Genomic DNA, 17,557 nt, shown 5'->3' with positions numbered 1-17,557 from the left:
CTGAAAATCTCATCTCCTTCGCTTTCTATGGAAAAAGGATTCCTTGATTGATTTCTGGATAACTATTTCTCGTTAAGATCAAGTCGCGTCGATTTATCATGCCTGCTTAGCTTTTTCTTTGTTGCGGCGACAAGATTATCCCCAATTACAAAAATGGCGGACCTGGCGTTTTTAATTTTCATGCCAGGGCGACAATTTCATGATATGCCAAAATGGACGGCATGCCGCCTGGCAGAGTTGTTTTTCATGATTTCTTTGAAATTCTCGTTATTCTTTTGCCTGTCCCTGATCGTAAGGGAAGTCAAAATGTTCAAAAACCCGATTGAGCCGCCGAGTTCGGCAACCAACGGCAATGCCCAACAGATCGGTTATGCTTCAGCTGCCAAACAGAATCTGATTATTCCTCATCATCCCGCGGATAATGGCGCAGCGCCGCTTTCATGCTGGAAAGCATCGACGTCAGAAACTGATATTCAGCCGGCGAACAGTCCTTCAATTCCTCCTGAATGTCTTTCATATAAAAGGCAGTCAGCTTCGGTACGCTGTCCATGATCAATTCATCCGGCGTCACGTTCAGCGCCCGGGCAATTTTGATAAACAACTCCAGACTGACCTTGTTTGTTCCAGTTTCAATATGGCTGATCGTCGGAATGGATACGCCGACTTTTTCAGCCAGGACCTCCTGTGTCAGATTTAATCTTATCCTCGCCCGCCGGACCCGCTGCCCCAGCCGCTGATAATCGACACAATCCTTCTTTTCATCGCTCATAACTACCTCGCAAAAATCGTTTTCATGTTCTGATGATATTGTAACCGGATGCGAAAACGATTATAATGAAATAAAAGGCAATATTTGCTTTATACTTAAATTTATTCGATTTAAGTCAATTAATAAAGGAGATAAAATATGTTAGTCACCGCGGCAACCAATGCTGAAGAAGCCTACACGCTGTTAAATGAGATCGTCGGGATCGGCGATTTTACCAGCGCTGATCTCGCTGATTTTCTAAGCCTGATCTCCAAACAGGTCGGCAAAAAAGAACGGTCGATCGAAAATCTGACCAACGATTTAAAATATGGCGGTTACGGCGAGGAGGATCGGCTGGAAATGACGGAACTGTTGTTCCGCGAACAGACCATTCTTGAAAATCTGACGGAAGTCATTGCCGCCACAAAAGAAAAACTGGCCGTCTACGAAGCTTACGAAAAGAAAAAACAGTAACGCTTTTCTCCCGCTTCATCACGCTGACATTTCACCCCTGTCAGTCCGAACTTTTCCAACCGTGCTGCCCGCACTGGTTTTTATTTCTGCCTTGCCGGTTCCAACCTGTACGCTGCTTTTGCTTTCTTCCAATCCGTTCATTTCCATCGTTAAGCTCTGATAAAATGGGTCAAAGCTTTGAGGGTAATGAAATTTTCTGAATTTTTACCTTTTGCTTTCCTTTTATCGCTCCCCGCCGGCCGCCGATTTCATTATACGGGACTGAGAGTGAACCGCAACCTGAAGCTGTTCATTAAATTACCGTTAAAAATCAGCGTCAAAGGTTCATTGAAAATGGCGTTTTAAAAAGGAAAGAGAGCTGAATTTACATGCAAATTCCCGGAACTATCATTCGGATCAATCGGATGGACCAAGCGATAAAACTGACGGCTCTGGCATATCAATGCCACATTTCCGCCAGCTATTTAAGTCAGATTGAAACAGGAAAAGCACAGCCAGATCCGCAGATTCTGCAGCTGCTGGCGAAAGCGCTGGATTTGGATTATACGACAGATCAAGCCTGGCTGATCCCGGCGAAGCAAAAGTTGGAACATTTTGTCCGCAATGCATTGCTTCTGGATTTGGAGGCGGCGCAGAAACAGGCGCCGGCTTTACGCCGAATCCGGAAACGGTATCTCAATTCGCCTCTGGCCCTCGATTATCATCTGGCCTTTTTTGTTTATGCACTCATGACGAAAAACCTGCGCCAGATGATTCAGCAGAAGCACCTGTTAATCAGCGTGCAGGATCGCTTTGATGAGGCGCAAAGCGCCCTGTTTGAGCTTGTCTGCGGGATCAGCGCGCTAAAGCAGGATTTATCGGAAGCAGAAACACATTTCAAGCAATGCCTGAAACGCAATCCAACTTCTCTGATGGGCGCATTGGGGCATTACTACACTTCCCTTCTTTATTCAAAAAAAGGGAAAATCTTGCTTGCCCGCGAACATTGCGACGCGGCTTCCCGCCTGTTTACGCAGGCAAACTGTTATCCGTTTCTTATCTTTTGTCATATTCAAAGCGCGGCGATTCTCTCCCTGCAGGAGTTTGATCGGCCAGCCGCAATATTGACGTCAATTCTGGAAAGCAAAATGTTGAATCTGACGCCCGAAATGCGTTCCGCCATTCTCTGTACGCTTTGCTGGTGCTGTGTTAACCATCGGCACTACGAAAAAGCCGGTGCGTTTCTTTCGCGTTTCGCCGATGTTTCCGATTCGAATGATGAAATGGATTTTCTGCGATGTTTTCTGCATTATAAAACCGGGAATATCGCAAGCATGAAACGTTTGGCGTCGGCGAAGGAATTTCGCTCTCAGCCGTTTCAGGATCTGATGCGAGTCATGAATGCTGTCGGCGATCAGGATCCACATCGGGATAAGCTGTTGATCACCTTGTTAAAACATGGCCGAAGCTGTCTTGATCTGAATCAGAAACGTTTCTATCTGACGCTTTTGATCAATTACTATGACGAAAAGCACAAATATGTGAAAAAAAGTCAGTGCCTGCAGCGGCTTGCCGAGCTTCTGCAGGGATGGGAATAATAAGGAATACTGAATATCCTGCATCGTAGCCGCACTCATTTCAGCATAAGCCTGAGCCGGCGAAAGGTTATCCCAATATCAGCCAAAAGAGCGCATTGATCAATGCGCCCTTTGTTCCGGTTATTCTTTTGTTCTATTCTTGAGTACACTTATTTGAATTTACACGAAATTTGTTTAAACAAATTTCGGGATTTCCGCTTATTGATCCAATACGACGCTGTTGCCTGCCACTCGGCCCGTCGTGATCGCTTCGGAAATTGCGTTGCCGCCCAAACGGTTGCCGCCATGGAAACCGCCGGTCACTTCACCCGCCGCATAGAAGCCCGGAATCTGGTTTCCGCTGGCGTCTAAGACGTGCGCGTCAACGTCAACTTCCACCCCGCCCATCGTGTGATGGACCGCCGGCGTCCGCGGATTGGCGAAGTAAGGCCCGTGATCTTCGATCTTTGCGGTTTCGTTAAAGACTGTACGGCCGGTCAGCTCATCATAGCCCGCGTCGATCGCGGCGTTGTAATCATCGACCGTTTTCCGCAGGGTTGCGGGATCCATCCCGATCTGTTCCGCCAATTCCTCAATCGTATCCGCCTTGTAAACCGCTCCGCGTTCGATCAAATCATCGACATGAATGCCGTAGGTATTGACATAGTTCTCATCTAAACGGCTGTTTTGATAGCTGCTGATAATATACATCATCCCGTTGGTCTGTTCCAACGTTGAAGCGCATAAAACGTCGCGGCGTTCTGACTCGTTAACAAACCGATGCCCTTCCTGATTGACATACATACTCGTCGTATCGCCGACATTGGTTGAAGTTTCGCCAGTCTTCGGATCGGCGATCAAAAGCTGAATCTTATCCATACCGACCAGATTCGCGCCCACAGCCTGCGCCATCACAATCCCGTCGCCAGTAATCGCCGGACTGTTGGTCGTCGGAACCGTCGGCCCCAAATCAGCCCAGATGCTGTTATACTTCACGCGCATTTCCACATTCGCGCCAAACCCTCCGGTTGCCAGAACAACCCCTTTGCCGGCCTTGTATTCATAAGGTGTTCCATTTGCGGACACCGCGCGGACGCCGATCACCCGGCCGTCTTCCATAATCAATTCCTCAGCCCTGACTTCCAGATCATATTCGATCGGGAAATTTTTCTTTTCCGCATCATTTTTCAGCACTTCGATAAAACCGATGCCGCTTTTATAGGTTTGAGACATGTTCGCACGCGGCCATAACGAACCAACGATCACGATTGACTTCGGTTTCCAGTCAAAGCCCATATCCCGCATCCAGGCATAGGTCTGCGGCGCTTTTTCGCACATTGACTGAATCAGTACCGGATTGCCGACATAATCACCGTCGACATAGGTCTGAAGCATATGCAAATAGACTGAATCAAACAAATGTTCCGCGCCAGACTTCTTATACTCGTCAAATTCCGCGGTCAGTTTTTCCTGCCAGTTCTTCATTATGTCATCCTTCGGCTCCATCGTGCAGTATTCCTCAACCGATTTGATCTGCCCTGCCGTCATGACCTGCGTCTGTTGATTTTCAGGAACAACCGCATTGAAATAGCCGCCGGAACGCATCGTATTGCCGCCCAGAGCCGCCGTTTTTTCCACAACGATAACCGATGCACCATTTTCAGCCGCCGCGTACGCAGCCGCAACACCGGCTCCGCCGCCGCCTAAAACGATGACGTCCGCTTCCCGCTGGACTAAATCTCCGGCTGTTTCCTCTTCGACTTTCACATTTTTCAGTGCTTCCGCGTCCCCGCCGGCCTGGGTAACTGCATCAGCGACCGCTTCGATGATCGCGTTGCTGGTCAAGGTCGCTGTCGCAACGGCATCGACTGCCAGCGACTGATTCTTCACGATTTCTTCCGGAATCCGCTGCAGCGGCAAGTCGGAAATTCCTTCGGTTTCCGAATGTTCAATGACTTCGATTTTCGTAATTTCTTTGTCTGTGAATGTGACCTCGACTTTCAGCTCGCCATTGCGCCCGGCGCCTGTCCCTGTGTAGGTGCCGGACGTGTAGCCGACATCCGTTCCCTTCGGATTATTGCTCGGTGCCGCTGTGCAGCCGGTCAGTCCAACTGCCAGCAGCACGCTGAGAAACAAAACAACGATTCTCTTAAGATTTGATTTTCTCATCTTACCCTCCCTGTGTGAAAGCGTTATCTTTCCCTGCTATCAGAGTACACGTTAAAGGGCCTTTAGAGTCAATCCCCCGCTGCTGAAATCTGATGTTTTCTTTGAAAAGGGCAGCCAGACCTGATGAATCCGCTCCTGTGTCGTACTTCGATGAAGCGTGGAAACCGTGCGTCCGATTGCGTCGCCGGCCAATTCCAGCTGATGTGCGTCCATGTATTGCAGAACATGCTGAAATAAACCGCAGTGCAGCAGTTCGCCAGCCTGAGCAGAAATTGCCGTATAAATACATCGTTGGGAAGGAACGTATTCCATCCCCCTCGCCTGAGGATCCAAACGCAGAAAATCAGCGTCTTCCTCCATAACGCACAGCCCTAACGCAAAGTTCTTATTCCCTGCAAGAATATCGTCCTTCGCAAATAAAGGCGTTGGCATCACAACCGGCATCTTTTCCGTCCATGTCTGGACGCGCTTTTGTATTTCAGGATCACCGATCAGCTGATCCTGAATCTGATAACAAAACCGGTACATCGCGGGACTTTCTTCAATCTGGCATTTCCAAAGCATCTCCGAAGCGGAGCGATGAATGTTAATCATCCGATCAGCGCACGCCAACAGCCGTTTGTTCCAATCCACCGCCGCCTGCAGCTCCCGCTTTTTATCCTCCAATCGTTTAGCGATGTCCTCCAAGGTGCAAAAGTTCAACATTTCCTTCGCTTCCTGTAAGGTAAAACCATAATTACGGTACATCCGAACCCGCATCAAAGCATTGATATCCAGCGCTTCATAGTACCGGTAGCCGCTTCCCTGATCAATTTTCTGCGATTGAATCACGCCTTCCCGCTCATAATAACGGACGGTTTCAGAAGAAATTCCCAAAAGTTTCGCAACTTCTCCAATCTTGTAAGCCATACTCCCTCCACAGTTTTTTTCCTTTATTTCCAAAACAAGCTTTATGTGTATTATATCACAAGATTGTTTATTAAAATCAACATCCTGAAACCCTCCGGTTTTAAGCACTTGGGTCTTCCTGTCTCTTCCTTATGCCGGCTGTGTCGCTCACGGCACGGTTTCCTCAAGCGGAGAAAGGGAAAGGAGAAAGACGAAAAAAGCTGTCTTGATGACAGCTTTACTGATTAATCATGGTGGACGCTAAGGGACTCGAACCCCTGACCCCTTCCACGTCAAGGAAGTGCTCTCCCAACTGAGCTAAGCGTCCGGTGCTTTAATATATTACCATTGATCCTTAAAAACCGCAACCCTTTTTTTACTGAAAATGTCAAAAAAGGAACATCCTGCAGCCTCCCCTTTTTCCCTTTTTCTCCCCTGATCAGGATGGATCCTGGCCGGGATTTTAAAACGACTGGAGAAAGTTAAGGGCGGGTATGCTATAATAAAGCATTGGAGGCGAACTCATTATGAATTTGCAGTTTTGCGAGTCAATTACAGGGAAGCAGCTGGACGATTTCACCCGTGCCAGCCGATGCAATAATATATATCAGACTGAAGCCTGGGCCAACGTCAAGAAGGAATGGACTTCAAAATTTGTCGGCATGACCTGCGACGGGCAGCTGTGCGGAGCAGCGATGATTCTGTTCCGCAAACTGCCGCTGGGCATGAAGCTGGCCTATATTCCCCGCGGACCGATCATGGACTACGATGATCCCCAACAGACTGCGTTCTTCTTAACTGCGATCCGGCGTTTCTGCGCGAAGCAGGGTGCGGTGGAATGCAAATTTGATCCCTATCTCATCATCGGCAGCTTTGACTTGGATCAAAAAGAAGCCGCCTGGAACGCCCGCAGTCCGATTCCGCAACAGCTGGCGAAGGCAAAAACCCATTTTGCGGGCTATACGAAGCTGATCAGCGAAACGGTGCAGCCGCGCTTTCAGCTTTGCTTTTCCCATCAGGAAAACTGGGAAGCCTGCTTTCCGAAGAAGACCCGTGAGAAAATTCATAACAGTTTTGCCAAAGGCATTCAGATCGAAATTTGGGGGATTGAGCATGTCCACGAATTAGCCGAAATGATCAAATATACGGAACAGCGTAAAAATATCCACCTGCGCAATGAGGATTATTTCCGCACGATCATGGAAAACTTCGGCGATCATGCCTGCATTCTGGCCGCTCATCTGGATTATGATCATGCGCTGGCACTGGTCGAAGAAAAGCAACGCGGTCTTTGTCAGCATCGAAACGAGCTGGACGAAAAAGCGAATAAAAAACGCGTACAGCTGGAAAAACAAATTGCCGATCTCGACGCTGAAAAGCTCAGGCTGCGCCAGCAGGCTCAGGAAGACGGCCGCGACATTTTGGTCAGTGCGTTGTTGTTAGTTCACGACGGCACGACCTGCGAGCTGTTGTATTCCGGCTTAAACGAGAAATACCGCCGCTATCTGGCTGCTTACGCACTGCGCTGCCGCGGCATTCAATGGGCCTTTGAACAAGGCTGCACGCGGTTTAACTTCGGCGGCGTGGAAGGCACGCTGGACGACGGGCTGTTCATCTTCAAGTCGTCGTTTTCACCTGAAATCGACGTCTATCTCGGCGAATTCAGTCTGCCATGCAAGCCGCTGCTGTATCCGATCTGGACCCAGCTTTTGCCCAAGGTTAAGGAATTACGCCGGCAATGGTTAAGGAGGGAATCGCATTGATCACCTGTAAACAAATTTCAGATGTGCAGCTGGACGCCTTTGTCAGCGCTCATCCCTACGGACATTACATGAAAACTTCGCTGTGGGCGAAGCTGCAGAAGCAGGATCAGCCGCATTTTATCGGCTTCTACGAGCAGGCACAGCTGAAAGGCACAGCGATGATTCTGGAGCGGAAGTCGCCAGGTATTCACTACTATTATGTTCCCTGGGGACCTTGCCTGAATTATGACGATCCCCAACTGTGCGAACAATGCCTGCGGGGATTGATTCAGCTGGCGGAAAACGCCAAAGTGGACTTTCTGCGGGTGGATCCGAACGTCTTGCGGATGGAGCGGGATATCAAGGGCAATCCGATCGAAGGCGGTGAAAATCACGAAGTAATAACAGCACTGCTGACATCGCTGGGGTTTGTGCATAAGGGATACGGCTATGCCTACAATGGCAGCTGGGTCAACCGCTACACGCTGATTATCGACCTGACGCCTTCCATCGAAGAAATCGTCAGGCATTTTTCCAAGGCGCGCCAGAACAGTCTGCGCCGGCATGCCGTGATCGGCGTGACAACCCGCTTAGGTACCAAAGACGATTTGCCGCAGCTGTGCGAATTTGAACGGCAGCTTTCCCAGATTCAGGGCTTTAAGCCGCATCCGCAGTCCTTCTTTGAAGCGCTGTTGGATGCCTTTGGCGATCACGCCGTACTGTATGTCACTGAAATTGACCTTGATCAGATGATCAACGGTATCCAGCAGGAAATTGACAGCGGTAAATATCACAAAGACCCCGAAGCGCTGCAGTCCAAGTTAAAAGAAAAAGAAAAAGCCGCTGCGCTAAAAGCGCAATACGGCGCAAATCCGGCGATTGCCGCCGGATTGTTCCTGCGATTCGGCGCGCAATCCTGGGATCTTTACACCTATAACCACAAGGATTTCAACTTTATCAAGGCCGTGGATAACCTGCACCGGTTCGCCGTCGAAGACATGAAAAACCACGGCGTCCTGCATTACGACATGTGCGGATTCTCCGGAGTGACGGACAAGTCTGATCCGCATTATGGATTGTATGATTACAAGCGTTCGTTTGGTTCCGTTTATACGGAACGGATCGGCGAATTCGACTATATCCGCAAGCCGGCGCGCACTGCCCGCTGGAAAAAGGCGGATCGCTTCCGCCGTCGGGTAAAACGCAAGCTCATCTCGCTGCGGTATGGCAAACAGGAGAAGCATTCATGAGGCCGGTCGGGCTGACCTCAGTCACCTTCCGTCAGCTGACCGCCGATCAGATCATCACGCTGGCTAGGGAAACCGGCTGTACCGGAATCGAATGGGGCAGCGACGTCCACGTGCCCGCAAATCGGCTGGATCTGGCAGCCAGAGCTGCGGAAGCCTGCCGTCAAAACCAGCTGGCGGTGTTCTCTTATGGCAGTTATTACAAACTGAATCAAGGTCTTAATCCGGACATTGATTTTCAGGCTTATCTTGATACGGCCGTTAAGCTGGGAGCGCCGTGTGTGCGGATCTGGGCCGGGCGCACAGCCTCCGCGCAAGCCGACGACGATTTTTTCCAGCGGGCTGTTGCGGAAACGCAGCGATGCTGCGAACTGGCGGCCAAAGTTGAGATAGACGTCGCGTTTGAATATCATCGCAAATCGCTGACGGATAACAGCGCTTCCGCCGTGAAGCTGCTTAAGGCCGTTAACCGCTCAAATTGCAAGACCTACTGGCAGCCTAATCCCGAGCTCACCGTGGAAGAAAACAGTCGGGAATTAGAGGCGATCCTGCCCTGGCTGACGCGCGTCCATGTGTTCAGCTGGTTGCCCGACAACACGCGGCTGCCGCTCGCAGCTCAGGAAGCAGCCTGGAAGCACTGGCTGACTTTCATTCCCCGCGAAATTCCGCTGATTCTGGAATTTGTCAAAGAGGATCAGCCGGCGCAGTTCCGCCAGGATATGGTAGCTCTGCAAAAATGGTTATCGCACAGCGTCTGTCTTTAAAAAAGTGTCCCTGATATTCCACCACAGCTTAAAATCAGTTTCTTAAACCCTCTCTGATCTTCGAATCGAGGGGGTTTTTCATAGTTGGAATTGTGAGTTGTGACTCCTGCTCGTCATCCGATTCTATCCTTTCCATTTTCATCTCCATGATTTGACTCTAACGAACTTTTTCCCAACTTCACGTTATCCTGAATCCGATCCTTCGAAGTCCAGATCCACTTAGTCATGAGTATAGAACAGCTGAGTTATGTTCTCAGCTTCATGCTTTGAATCAGAAAGTTTTTTAAGCTGATGATGGAGGTCTTCCGAGGTATTTATTCTATTCAAAACTTGGACGATCTGATTCACTTTCGCTTCGTTTAAATCATCTAAGACTTTCTCATCGCTTTCCGTTAATTCCCATTTCTGCCGCAGTAACTCCTTCAACAAGGATATTTTCCCTTGTTTCACGCCTTTCTTTACACCTTTCCGCATCCCTTTTTTTATGCCTTTTTTATACACCGTCTTCTCATCCATCTCGTCATATTTCATCCGCATCTTGGCGATCGCATAACTGGTATCCTTTAAAAAATCCATCCGCTTTTCTTCCATCATTCGAATAACCTCCTCTTTCTCTATCAATTCATGAATGATCTTCTGCTTTTTCGGATCCCGGCTGTATCGAAGCATATATGTGATCTTGTCTGAAATCCGCCATTGTTCTGTCGGAATCCTCTCCAACGCCTGTGTTTTTTCCATCTCGATCCAAAGCGTCCGGCAGCGTTCCTTCGGCATCCGTTTGCTTGTTTTTTCATTGGTATACCGGTGGTAATGCAGGTATTCACGACTCGCTTTCATCTCCGGCATCCGCTTGGTAATCATGATCTGAAGCACAGGAATAAAATCAAAGCTGCCGCCCACTTCAATTTGATCGGAAACCATCCGTGAAGCATAGCCCTGCGACCGCAGCGATAACGATTCCGCCATCCGATAATTCTGCATTTCTAAATTTACCAGCATCGGCTTTCCCTGATCATCCCGGATCCTCACCATGACGTCGTAGCGGACCCCTTTCTCCCGGAAGTTTGCCTTCACCGGTTCTGTCGCTTCCGATCCTATCCACACAATCCGCCGATGAAGCAAATCCGAGAGATACATCGTCAGAATCTTTCGGGAAACCGGATTCTCCGCGTTCATCACATGACGGAACACGTCGTTATCCCGATAATCAAGAGCGGCCAGACTTTTTCTAGCCTGAGCGCGGGTCAGTCCCGCCTGCTGTAATTGTTGATCGGAAATGTTGAGAAGTAAGTTATTTTGTTTCATATTCAGAAGCCTCCTAATATTAATATTGCGGAAAATCAGGAAAAGCCCCCTAAAAGAATTGAAATTTGTAAAAATACTTTTTTGAGTTAATCTTTCTAAGCTCATTATAACTCAATACCGTTTTGTTTTCAATTTCCTTTTCCGATCTTTTGTGCTCTTCTTTCTATTTAAAAAGCTGTAACGTTTGTGCTACAGCTCTCCGATTGCTTTTTTCCTTTAAAATGAAACATTCACATTATCACGCTGATCCAGCTCGGCCTGGAAAAAGGCTTTGGCTTCCGCATGAATCAGGCCGGCGATCAGACTGGACGGAAACATCTGAAGCTTCTCGTTGTACCGCGCCACATTGGCGTTATACGCCCGACGAGCTGCCTGCAGGTGTTCCTCAACATCAGCGATCGTTTCCTGCAGCTGCAGAAAATTCGCGGACGCCTGCAGCTGCGGATAGCCTTCCGCCAACATCATCAGCCGTTTCTGAGCCTGAGCATACTGATCCGCCAGCTCTGCTTTTTCCGCCAGCGTCATCGTCGCGCGCAGTCTCGTCAATTCGACCAGCGTCGTCTGTTCATGCTTGACATACCCTTTCACCGTTTCCTGAATATTGGTCAGCGTATCATAGCGTTTGACCAATGCGACGTCAATTCCCGACAGCGCTTCTTCACATTTAATCCGACACCTGACTAATTGATTGTAAAGAAGTATGCCATATACGATCAATGCGATCGCCCCGATCAACAAAATCGTCATCATTCCTCCCCGCCTTTCTTATCTGGTTTATTTCTGTAATTTATGAAATGAAATCCGCTTGTTTTGTAACAATTTGAGCTTAAGGCTTTGGCCGTTGCCCACCTTCTCTGTCCGCGAGGTGAAGCAGATCGATCAGCTCGCACACTAACCGTGCTTCCGTCCGGATCTCTTCCAGCTGCGCCGGGGTGATCGGCGTAAATACCGGCGGCTCAAAGCTGTTCTGCCGGTTATCCACCGCCACGTGGAATTCATGATCGAAAAAACCATAATACATCCGGCCGGCGATTTCACGTTCCGCCTGTTCCAGTTTTTCCATAAACTGCGGTGTCAGCAGGTAAAACGCTTCATGTTCATCCTCAGCATAGACCTCAAACTTCTCATTGAATTCTTCGCTTTCCATGGCGATACGTTCGGTTTTCAAACCACTGAACCAGCCGCCCGGCTTGCCATTAGACAGAAATTCTTTTTCCCGCACCAGCAGATAATGCCCAAAGCTTTTCGGGAATTCAAACACCATCCACGGTCCTTCAAACAAGGTCGTAACGGTTGTTGTTTTTCCGGTATGCGTCACCTGCTGAGTGAGAACATCGCTGCGGCGGAACAGACAGCCGCGGCAGCTGCCCGATATCTGATCATCGCTGAAGAAACGATTGCCCGTCGGGATGAAATGAGCGTCCTCAACCCATTCCTGATTAAACCCGGCGTCGAGATTTAAATGAACATCCTCAAACATTTCCCGTAATACCGCCAGCACGATCTGATTTTTATACGCCCGGACATACTTCGGCTTTTCTGTCAGGTTGATCGCCAGAATCAAACCGCCCCCGACAATCCCGGTCAATATTCCGAAAGAAACGCTGGAAAATAACAGAAGAACTCCCAGCACCATCAGGGTGTAGCCCAGCAAGGTTACCGCCATGATCCTTTCCCGCCGGTGATTCAGCTGCGCTAAAGTGTCATTCAATCCGATTCCCCCATTTCTTTTTTTATTATACCATGCCGAAACTTCACAGCTGCCCTTTTTAAGGAAATTGACAGACTCTGCCCGCTCTCCTTGAAGCGCCCGAAGAAAAACCGGAGCTGCCGGCATAAAGCCTTCCGTTCCGGTTTGAGAATTATTCGCGGTTGATTTTCCTTGAGAAACCAAGCGCAGCGATTTTCGTTAATCGCGGCGGAGCGCTTCAATCGGCGAAAGATTCGCCGCTTTGCGGGCCGGCATGATTCCGAAGAAAATCCCAATGGCCGAGGAGAACAGCGTCGCGATCAGGATTGTGGACAGGCTGATGCGCGGAGTCAGCGGCATCACCAGGCACAACAGCTCTGCCCCGCCGATTCCCAAAACAATCCCGATGATGCCGCCGATCGCCGTGATGATCGCCGATTCAGCCAGAAACTGCCACAGGATCGAGCTTGTCCGCGCGCCCAGACCTTTGCGGATGCCGATCTCCCGGGTTCTTTCCGTGACGGATACCAACATGATGTTCATAACGCCGATCCCGCCGACTAAAAGACTGATCGCCGCGACAAAGGAGATGAACGTCGTGATCATGTTCAGCACTTCGTTGATCTGCCCCATCTGTTCATTGAATTCCTGCATCAGAAACGCGCCCTTGCCCTGAGTCTGATGACGGCTGTCAAGCAGGCTCAGCGCCGATTGGGCGACGGCTGCGGAATATTCGTTGCCCTCGGAAATAATGTAAATGCTTCCGAAATCCTCCGTACCGATATCAAACGCCTGCAGCGCGGTATGGGGCATTTCCATCGAGATGGGCGCACCTTCATAGGTTGAGGATACAAAGGTGCCCTCGACGTCCTTGCGTACGCCGATGATCCGGATATCCTTGGTGACGTTCATGATCGAGGCTTCGATCGCCATGCCGACGATATCCGCCGTCCCAAACAGCTTTTTGGCATCCGACTCGCCGATCACGCCGACCAGGCGGCCGCCTTCAAAATCTGACTGATCAAAATAACGGCCGTGCAGCATCGGCTGCACTGACATCGCGCCCAGATCCGGATTGCCGCCGCTGATCGACAAATCAAAGGTTCCTTTCTGCGTCAGCGCGCTGCCCCAGGCGCCCAGCGTCGGGGTCACACCCTTGATATGGTCGATCTTCGTTTTGATCGTGTCGATGTCTTTCTCCGTAATCGCCACCGGTTCCCCGGCGGTGTAGTTCTGACTTGCGTAAATATAGATCTGACCCCCGGCGATACTGTTGAGTTCGTCGCTGATCGTTCCCTTGGCGCCGTTGCCGATCGCCATAATCATGATAACGGAGGAGATGCCGATAATAATGCCCAGCATCGTCAGAATCGACCGGCCCTTGTTGGCCCGGATATTCTTGACCGCCATCTTTATATATTCAAATAGCTGCGTCATCTGCGGCCTCCTTTACTGCTGGACAGGCGTAACCTGCATTCCCTCCTGCAGTCCTGCGGCGGCGCTCAGCACGATCAGATCACCTTCGCTGAGGCCGGATTTGATTTCCGCGGCGGCGTCGGAAGTCACGCCTGTCTCAACTGCTTTGTGGATCAACAGCCCGTTTTCCACAGCGTAGACGAAGCTGCCCTGACGGTCGGTATTGATCGCTTCCACCGGTACCAGCAGCGTGTTCTCCGCTTTCGCGGTGTTGACGGAAACCTTGGCTTCCACGCCCAAGAAGATGTTGTCGTCCGGATTGTCGAAACGAACCTGGGCATGAATCACCGGCGTGCCCTGAGCGTTAGTCTCGGCCACCCTGCTGATTTTTTCAACTGTGCCGGTGTATTGATGACCGGCTAAAGTAATTTCTGCTTTTTGTCCGACTGCGATTTTTTCCAGGTCGTATTTCGTGATTGAAATTTCAACCATAACCTCGCGGTTGGAAGCGACAGTAATCAGCTCTGTGCCTTCGGCGGTCGCGGCGCCTTCCTTGGTGTTGACCTTGGTGACGATGCCGGAGAATTCCGCCTTGATGCCGGCGCGGGCCAGCTGCAGCAATTCGTTGGTGCTCATCGCGGCCAGCTCGCTCAGGTTTGTGTTCGCCTGCAGCTGCGTTTTCATTTCATCAGACAGAATCGAAGCCTGCGCGGAATCGCGGACGCTCTCCCGCTTGGCCAGTTCCGCTTCCTTCTGACTTAATTCCGTCGACGCTTTTTCCAGATCGGCCTGCAGCTGGACGACCTTGGCCGCCGCCGCGCCGCCGGCGCTTTGAAGCTGCTGGATCTCGTCGGCAATCTGTTTCTGACGCTGATCGTTATCGGCCTGCGTCTTGTTCAACGCGTCCAGTTCACTCTGCAGTGTACTGATTTCCTGTTTCAGCCGCTCAATTTCAGCGCTGTGATCCTCAGTCGGCGCAGGACTGGCTGAAGAATCCGTTTCCGGCTGATTGACAAGCGCATCCAGCTTTTCCTGTTTCTCGGCAATCTGCCGCTGCTTCTCGGCGATCTGCGGCTCCAGCTGGGCTTGCTCCGTTTCCAGATCAGCCGCTTCCTTCTGCAGCTCGGCAATTTTCTGCTGGTTGACCGCATTGTTGGCTTCCTGCCCGGCTTGTTCCTTCTGCGCCTGGGCCAGCTGATCCTTCAGTCCGGCCACCTTGCTGCGCAGATCGTTAGCCTCGGCATAAAGCTTTTCAGCGTCGTGCTTGGCCTGGCTGTATTCGTCGGCCTTTTCGTTGCTTTTGTTCAGACTGTCGTGATATCCGCTGCGGGCGGCCGTCAGCTCCAGATTGGCTTTCTGCACCTGTTCCTGAATCGAATCCAGATCGTAGCCGACGATCAGATCGCCTGCGCTGACATTATCGCCGACCGCGACCGGAAGCTTTGCGATGTTGGCGCTGACCGGCGAAAAATACGTCTTCTCCGATAAGGAGGAAACCAGACCGCTGGTATCCAGCGTCTGTTCAATATTGCCCCGCGTCACCGGCGTCACCGCGACGGCAGGCAGCGGGGGCTTGCGCGTCAGATTGGAAACGACGATATACAGGACTAACAGTCCAACCGCGCCGAGAATGAATGTTTTCTTCTTCGGCATCGTCAATTTCCGTTTTTGTTTCTTTTTCTCCGGTTTCTTTTCCGGTTTCAGCGTTTCAACTTCAATCAGTTCCACTTGCTTTTCGTCCATCGTTATTTTCCTCCCTCGTTGAGTGTATCGGAATCAATCTTTCCGTCGCGGATATGAATGATCCGCCTGGCCTGCGCGGCGATCTCGTTGTCATGCGTAATCAGGATGACCGTGCGCCCGCTGGCGTGCATCTGTTTTAAAATTTGCAGGATTTCCTTGCTTGACGCGGAATCCAGGTTGCCGGTCGGTTCGTCCGCCAGAATCAACGGCGGAGCGGCGGCGATGGCCCGCGCAATCGCAACGCGCTGCTGCTGACCGCCGGACATCTGCGACGGCTTGTGATCAAGCCGGTGACCCAGTCCGACCTTTTCCAGCGACGATATCGCCAGCTGACGCCGTTCACGCTTGCCGATCCCGCGGTAAATCAGCGGAACCTCGACATTCTCCACAGCTGTCAGATTGGGAATTAAGTTGAATCCCTGAAAAATAAAGCCGATCTCCCGGTTACGGATATCCGATAATTCGTTATCGCTGAGCTTGGCGACGTTCTGACCGCTCAGGAAATAATCACCGGAAGTCGGAACATCCAGACAGCCCAGCTGATTCATCAGCGTGGATTTGCCGGAACCCGACTGTCCGATGATCGCAACCAGTTCGCCGCGGTTGATCGTCAGACTGACATGATCCAGCGCGCGGACCTCCACCTCGCCCGGATTGTATATTTTACAGAGATCTCTGATCTCGATTAAAGCTTCGGACATGAACTTCCCTCCCTGTCATGCGTAAATCGTTTTTCATTATAAAGTCCAAGGCTTAAACCCATCGAAAGGATTCCTAAAGAACTTCATAAGATTTTTGTATTAGAACAGTAATACAATAATACACATCGTTGAATTTGTCAATCCTTTCCCTTAAAAATTCTGATCTTTTTTATCTTGCCTCCCATTTCTTTTTTTTCTTATTTTTCTTTCTTGAGTCATATTATATTCTGATTTTCACAGAAAGCAAGCGTTTTTTTCCACTGATTCACTGACTTTCCTTGTTCATTGTACGCGCTGCGGCTTCTCTTCACCATGGATCTGGCTTGCAGGGAACTAACGATTTTGTCACATTCCCATTCTAAAAAAAACGCGGAGTTTCAGCGGCCCTCTCCGCGTTCACTCTGCGCTAAATAATTCTTAAAAACTGACCGACCCGCAGGATCAGCCAGCGGAACCGCGTCGACGACTTCATTCCCTGCACCAGCAGCATAGTCACGATCAAAACCGTCAGGCGTTGATTCAGCCGGGGCAGTATCGCCGTCATCGAAAAACCGATGCCGATCGTGTATTCGATTAAACTATTAAACGATATCTGCGCTTTGACGATTTCATTTTCCATCTGGATGATTTTCTGCCCGCGCTGACCAGCGCTGATCTGATCGTAGAGATCAAACGTTTGTTCCACCGATTCCAGCTCGATCTGCTGGGTATCGGGATCCTTGAGATGATCCAGATACTGCAGCGCGGTATCCAGCCGGTAGCGTTGGGACAGCAGCTGTTCCCGTTTCTGATCCAGTACGGCTGCGTCGCCTTCGATCAACAGGGCATGGCACTCGTTCAGCGTAAACTCAAATTTCTTAAGAAAGTTGACCTGCTTCAGCATTTTCAGATCCTGCTCGGTATAATTGCGGTATCCGTTTTCTTCCCGGGTCGGATGAATCAATCCCTTCTGTTGAAGTATTTCAATTTGTTTGCGGGTCAGCCCGCTCTTTTGCATGACTTCTTTCAGCAGCATTCCGCTCACCTCGCTGTGAGCATAACACAGTCCCCAGGGGACAGGTCAACGCTTTTTCAGACAATCCGCTTGTTTTTGCTTGTTTTTCCTGAGTGAAAA

At 50.2% G+C, this 17,557-nt stretch carries 16 protein-coding genes and 1 tRNA gene; 5 read left to right on the top strand and 12 right to left on the bottom strand.

All coding sequences use genetic code 11. From position 1 onward, the window contains the following. Window positions 1-397 precede the first annotated feature (397 nt). Window positions 398-769 carry a helix-turn-helix domain-containing protein gene (locus BQ7364_RS10220; protein ID WP_072684633.1) on the bottom strand — a complete coding sequence of 124 codons (372 nt, stop codon included), beginning with the start codon at window positions 767-769 and terminating at the stop codon, window positions 398-400. Window positions 770-907: 138 nt separating this feature from the next. On the opposite strand from BQ7364_RS10220, the gene BQ7364_RS10215 reads away from it, so the two are divergent. Next, the gene (locus BQ7364_RS10215) at window positions 908-1,222 is read left to right on the top strand and encodes a hypothetical protein (RefSeq protein ID WP_072684632.1); all 315 of its coding nucleotides are present in this window, start codon (window positions 908-910) and stop codon (window positions 1,220-1,222) included. Between the two features lie 18 nt (window positions 1,223-1,240). Here BQ7364_RS10215 and BQ7364_RS18535 read toward each other — a convergent pair whose 3' ends face one another. Then, entirely contained in the window at window positions 1,241-1,369 is a 129-nt protein-coding gene (locus BQ7364_RS18535) for a hypothetical protein (protein ID WP_255370397.1), read from the bottom strand. 257 nt (window positions 1,370-1,626) lie between these two features. On the opposite strand from BQ7364_RS18535, the gene BQ7364_RS10210 reads away from it, so the two are divergent. Then, the gene (locus BQ7364_RS10210; protein ID WP_159432794.1) at window positions 1,627-2,799 is read left to right on the top strand and encodes a helix-turn-helix domain-containing protein; all 1,173 of its coding nucleotides are present in this window, start codon (window positions 1,627-1,629) and stop codon (window positions 2,797-2,799) included. Between the two features lie 198 nt (window positions 2,800-2,997). Here the strand turns inward: BQ7364_RS10210 and BQ7364_RS10205 are convergent, their stop codons facing one another. The 3 genes from BQ7364_RS10205 to BQ7364_RS10195 all read right to left on the bottom strand — a co-directional run bounded on the left by BQ7364_RS10205 (window position 2,998) and on the right by BQ7364_RS10195 (window position 6,163). Continuing rightward, entirely contained in the window at window positions 2,998-4,947 is a 1,950-nt protein-coding gene (locus BQ7364_RS10205; protein WP_072684630.1) for an FAD-dependent oxidoreductase, read from the bottom strand. A gap of 51 nt (window positions 4,948-4,998) precedes the next feature. Then, on the bottom strand, window positions 4,999-5,856 hold the full coding sequence (locus BQ7364_RS10200; RefSeq protein WP_072684629.1) for a MerR family transcriptional regulator: 858 nt from the start codon (window positions 5,854-5,856) through the stop codon (window positions 4,999-5,001). Window positions 5,857-6,087: 231 nt separating this feature from the next. Next, window positions 6,088-6,163, bottom strand: a tRNA-Val gene (locus BQ7364_RS10195). Window positions 6,164-6,362: 199 nt separating this feature from the next. Here BQ7364_RS10195 and BQ7364_RS10190 point away from each other — a divergent pair. The 3 genes from BQ7364_RS10190 to BQ7364_RS10180 are packed head-to-tail and all read left to right on the top strand — an operon-like array spanning window position 6,363 to window position 9,588. Continuing rightward, complete coding sequence (locus BQ7364_RS10190) at window positions 6,363-7,598, top strand: peptidoglycan bridge formation glycyltransferase FemA/FemB family protein (protein ID WP_072684628.1); 1,236 nt, start codon at window positions 6,363-6,365, stop codon at window positions 7,596-7,598. Beyond that, window positions 7,595-8,827, top strand: coding sequence for a lipid II:glycine glycyltransferase FemX (locus BQ7364_RS10185; RefSeq protein WP_072684627.1), 1,233 nt, complete (start codon window positions 7,595-7,597; stop codon window positions 8,825-8,827). Before BQ7364_RS10190 ends, BQ7364_RS10185 begins: the two co-directional genes overlap by 4 nt. Then, the gene (locus tag BQ7364_RS10180) at window positions 8,824-9,588 is read left to right on the top strand and encodes a sugar phosphate isomerase/epimerase family protein (protein WP_072684626.1); all 765 of its coding nucleotides are present in this window, start codon (window positions 8,824-8,826) and stop codon (window positions 9,586-9,588) included. The genes BQ7364_RS10185 and BQ7364_RS10180 overlap by 4 nt, the downstream gene beginning before the upstream one ends. A gap of 219 nt (window positions 9,589-9,807) precedes the next feature. Here BQ7364_RS10180 and BQ7364_RS10175 read toward each other — a convergent pair whose 3' ends face one another. The 7 genes from BQ7364_RS10175 to BQ7364_RS10145 all read right to left on the bottom strand — a co-directional run bounded on the left by BQ7364_RS10175 (window position 9,808) and on the right by BQ7364_RS10145 (window position 17,458). Continuing rightward, window positions 9,808-10,893, bottom strand: coding sequence for a hypothetical protein (locus BQ7364_RS10175; RefSeq protein WP_072684625.1), 1,086 nt, complete (start codon window positions 10,891-10,893; stop codon window positions 9,808-9,810). Between the two features lie 216 nt (window positions 10,894-11,109). Beyond that, entirely contained in the window at window positions 11,110-11,643 is a 534-nt protein-coding gene (locus BQ7364_RS10170) for a LemA family protein (RefSeq protein WP_072684624.1), read from the bottom strand. Between the two features lie 76 nt (window positions 11,644-11,719). Further along, on the bottom strand, window positions 11,720-12,604 hold the full coding sequence (locus BQ7364_RS10165) for a DUF3137 domain-containing protein (protein ID WP_159432793.1): 885 nt from the start codon (window positions 12,602-12,604) through the stop codon (window positions 11,720-11,722). A 198-nt stretch (window positions 12,605-12,802) separates the two neighbouring features. Further along, window positions 12,803-14,020, bottom strand: coding sequence for an ABC transporter permease (locus BQ7364_RS10160; protein ID WP_072684622.1), 1,218 nt, complete (start codon window positions 14,018-14,020; stop codon window positions 12,803-12,805). Between the two features lie 12 nt (window positions 14,021-14,032). After that, the gene (locus tag BQ7364_RS10155) at window positions 14,033-15,742 is read right to left on the bottom strand and encodes an efflux RND transporter periplasmic adaptor subunit (protein WP_072684621.1); all 1,710 of its coding nucleotides are present in this window, start codon (window positions 15,740-15,742) and stop codon (window positions 14,033-14,035) included. A gap of 2 nt (window positions 15,743-15,744) precedes the next feature. Continuing rightward, window positions 15,745-16,443, bottom strand: a complete 699-nt coding sequence (locus BQ7364_RS10150; RefSeq protein WP_072684620.1) for an ABC transporter ATP-binding protein — start codon at window positions 16,441-16,443, stop codon at window positions 15,745-15,747. A 406-nt stretch (window positions 16,444-16,849) separates the two neighbouring features. Then, a complete protein-coding gene (locus tag BQ7364_RS10145; protein WP_072684619.1) occupies window positions 16,850-17,458 on the bottom strand; it encodes a MerR family transcriptional regulator in 609 nt (202 codons plus the stop codon). Window positions 17,459-17,557 lie beyond the last annotated feature (99 nt).

Origin of the sequence: Holdemania sp. Marseille-P2844, assembly GCF_900120005.1 — a bacterium.
Classification (GTDB): domain Bacteria; phylum Bacillota_I; class Bacilli_A; order Erysipelotrichales; family Erysipelotrichaceae; genus Holdemania.
This window is presented reverse-complemented; position numbering and strand designations above follow the sequence as displayed.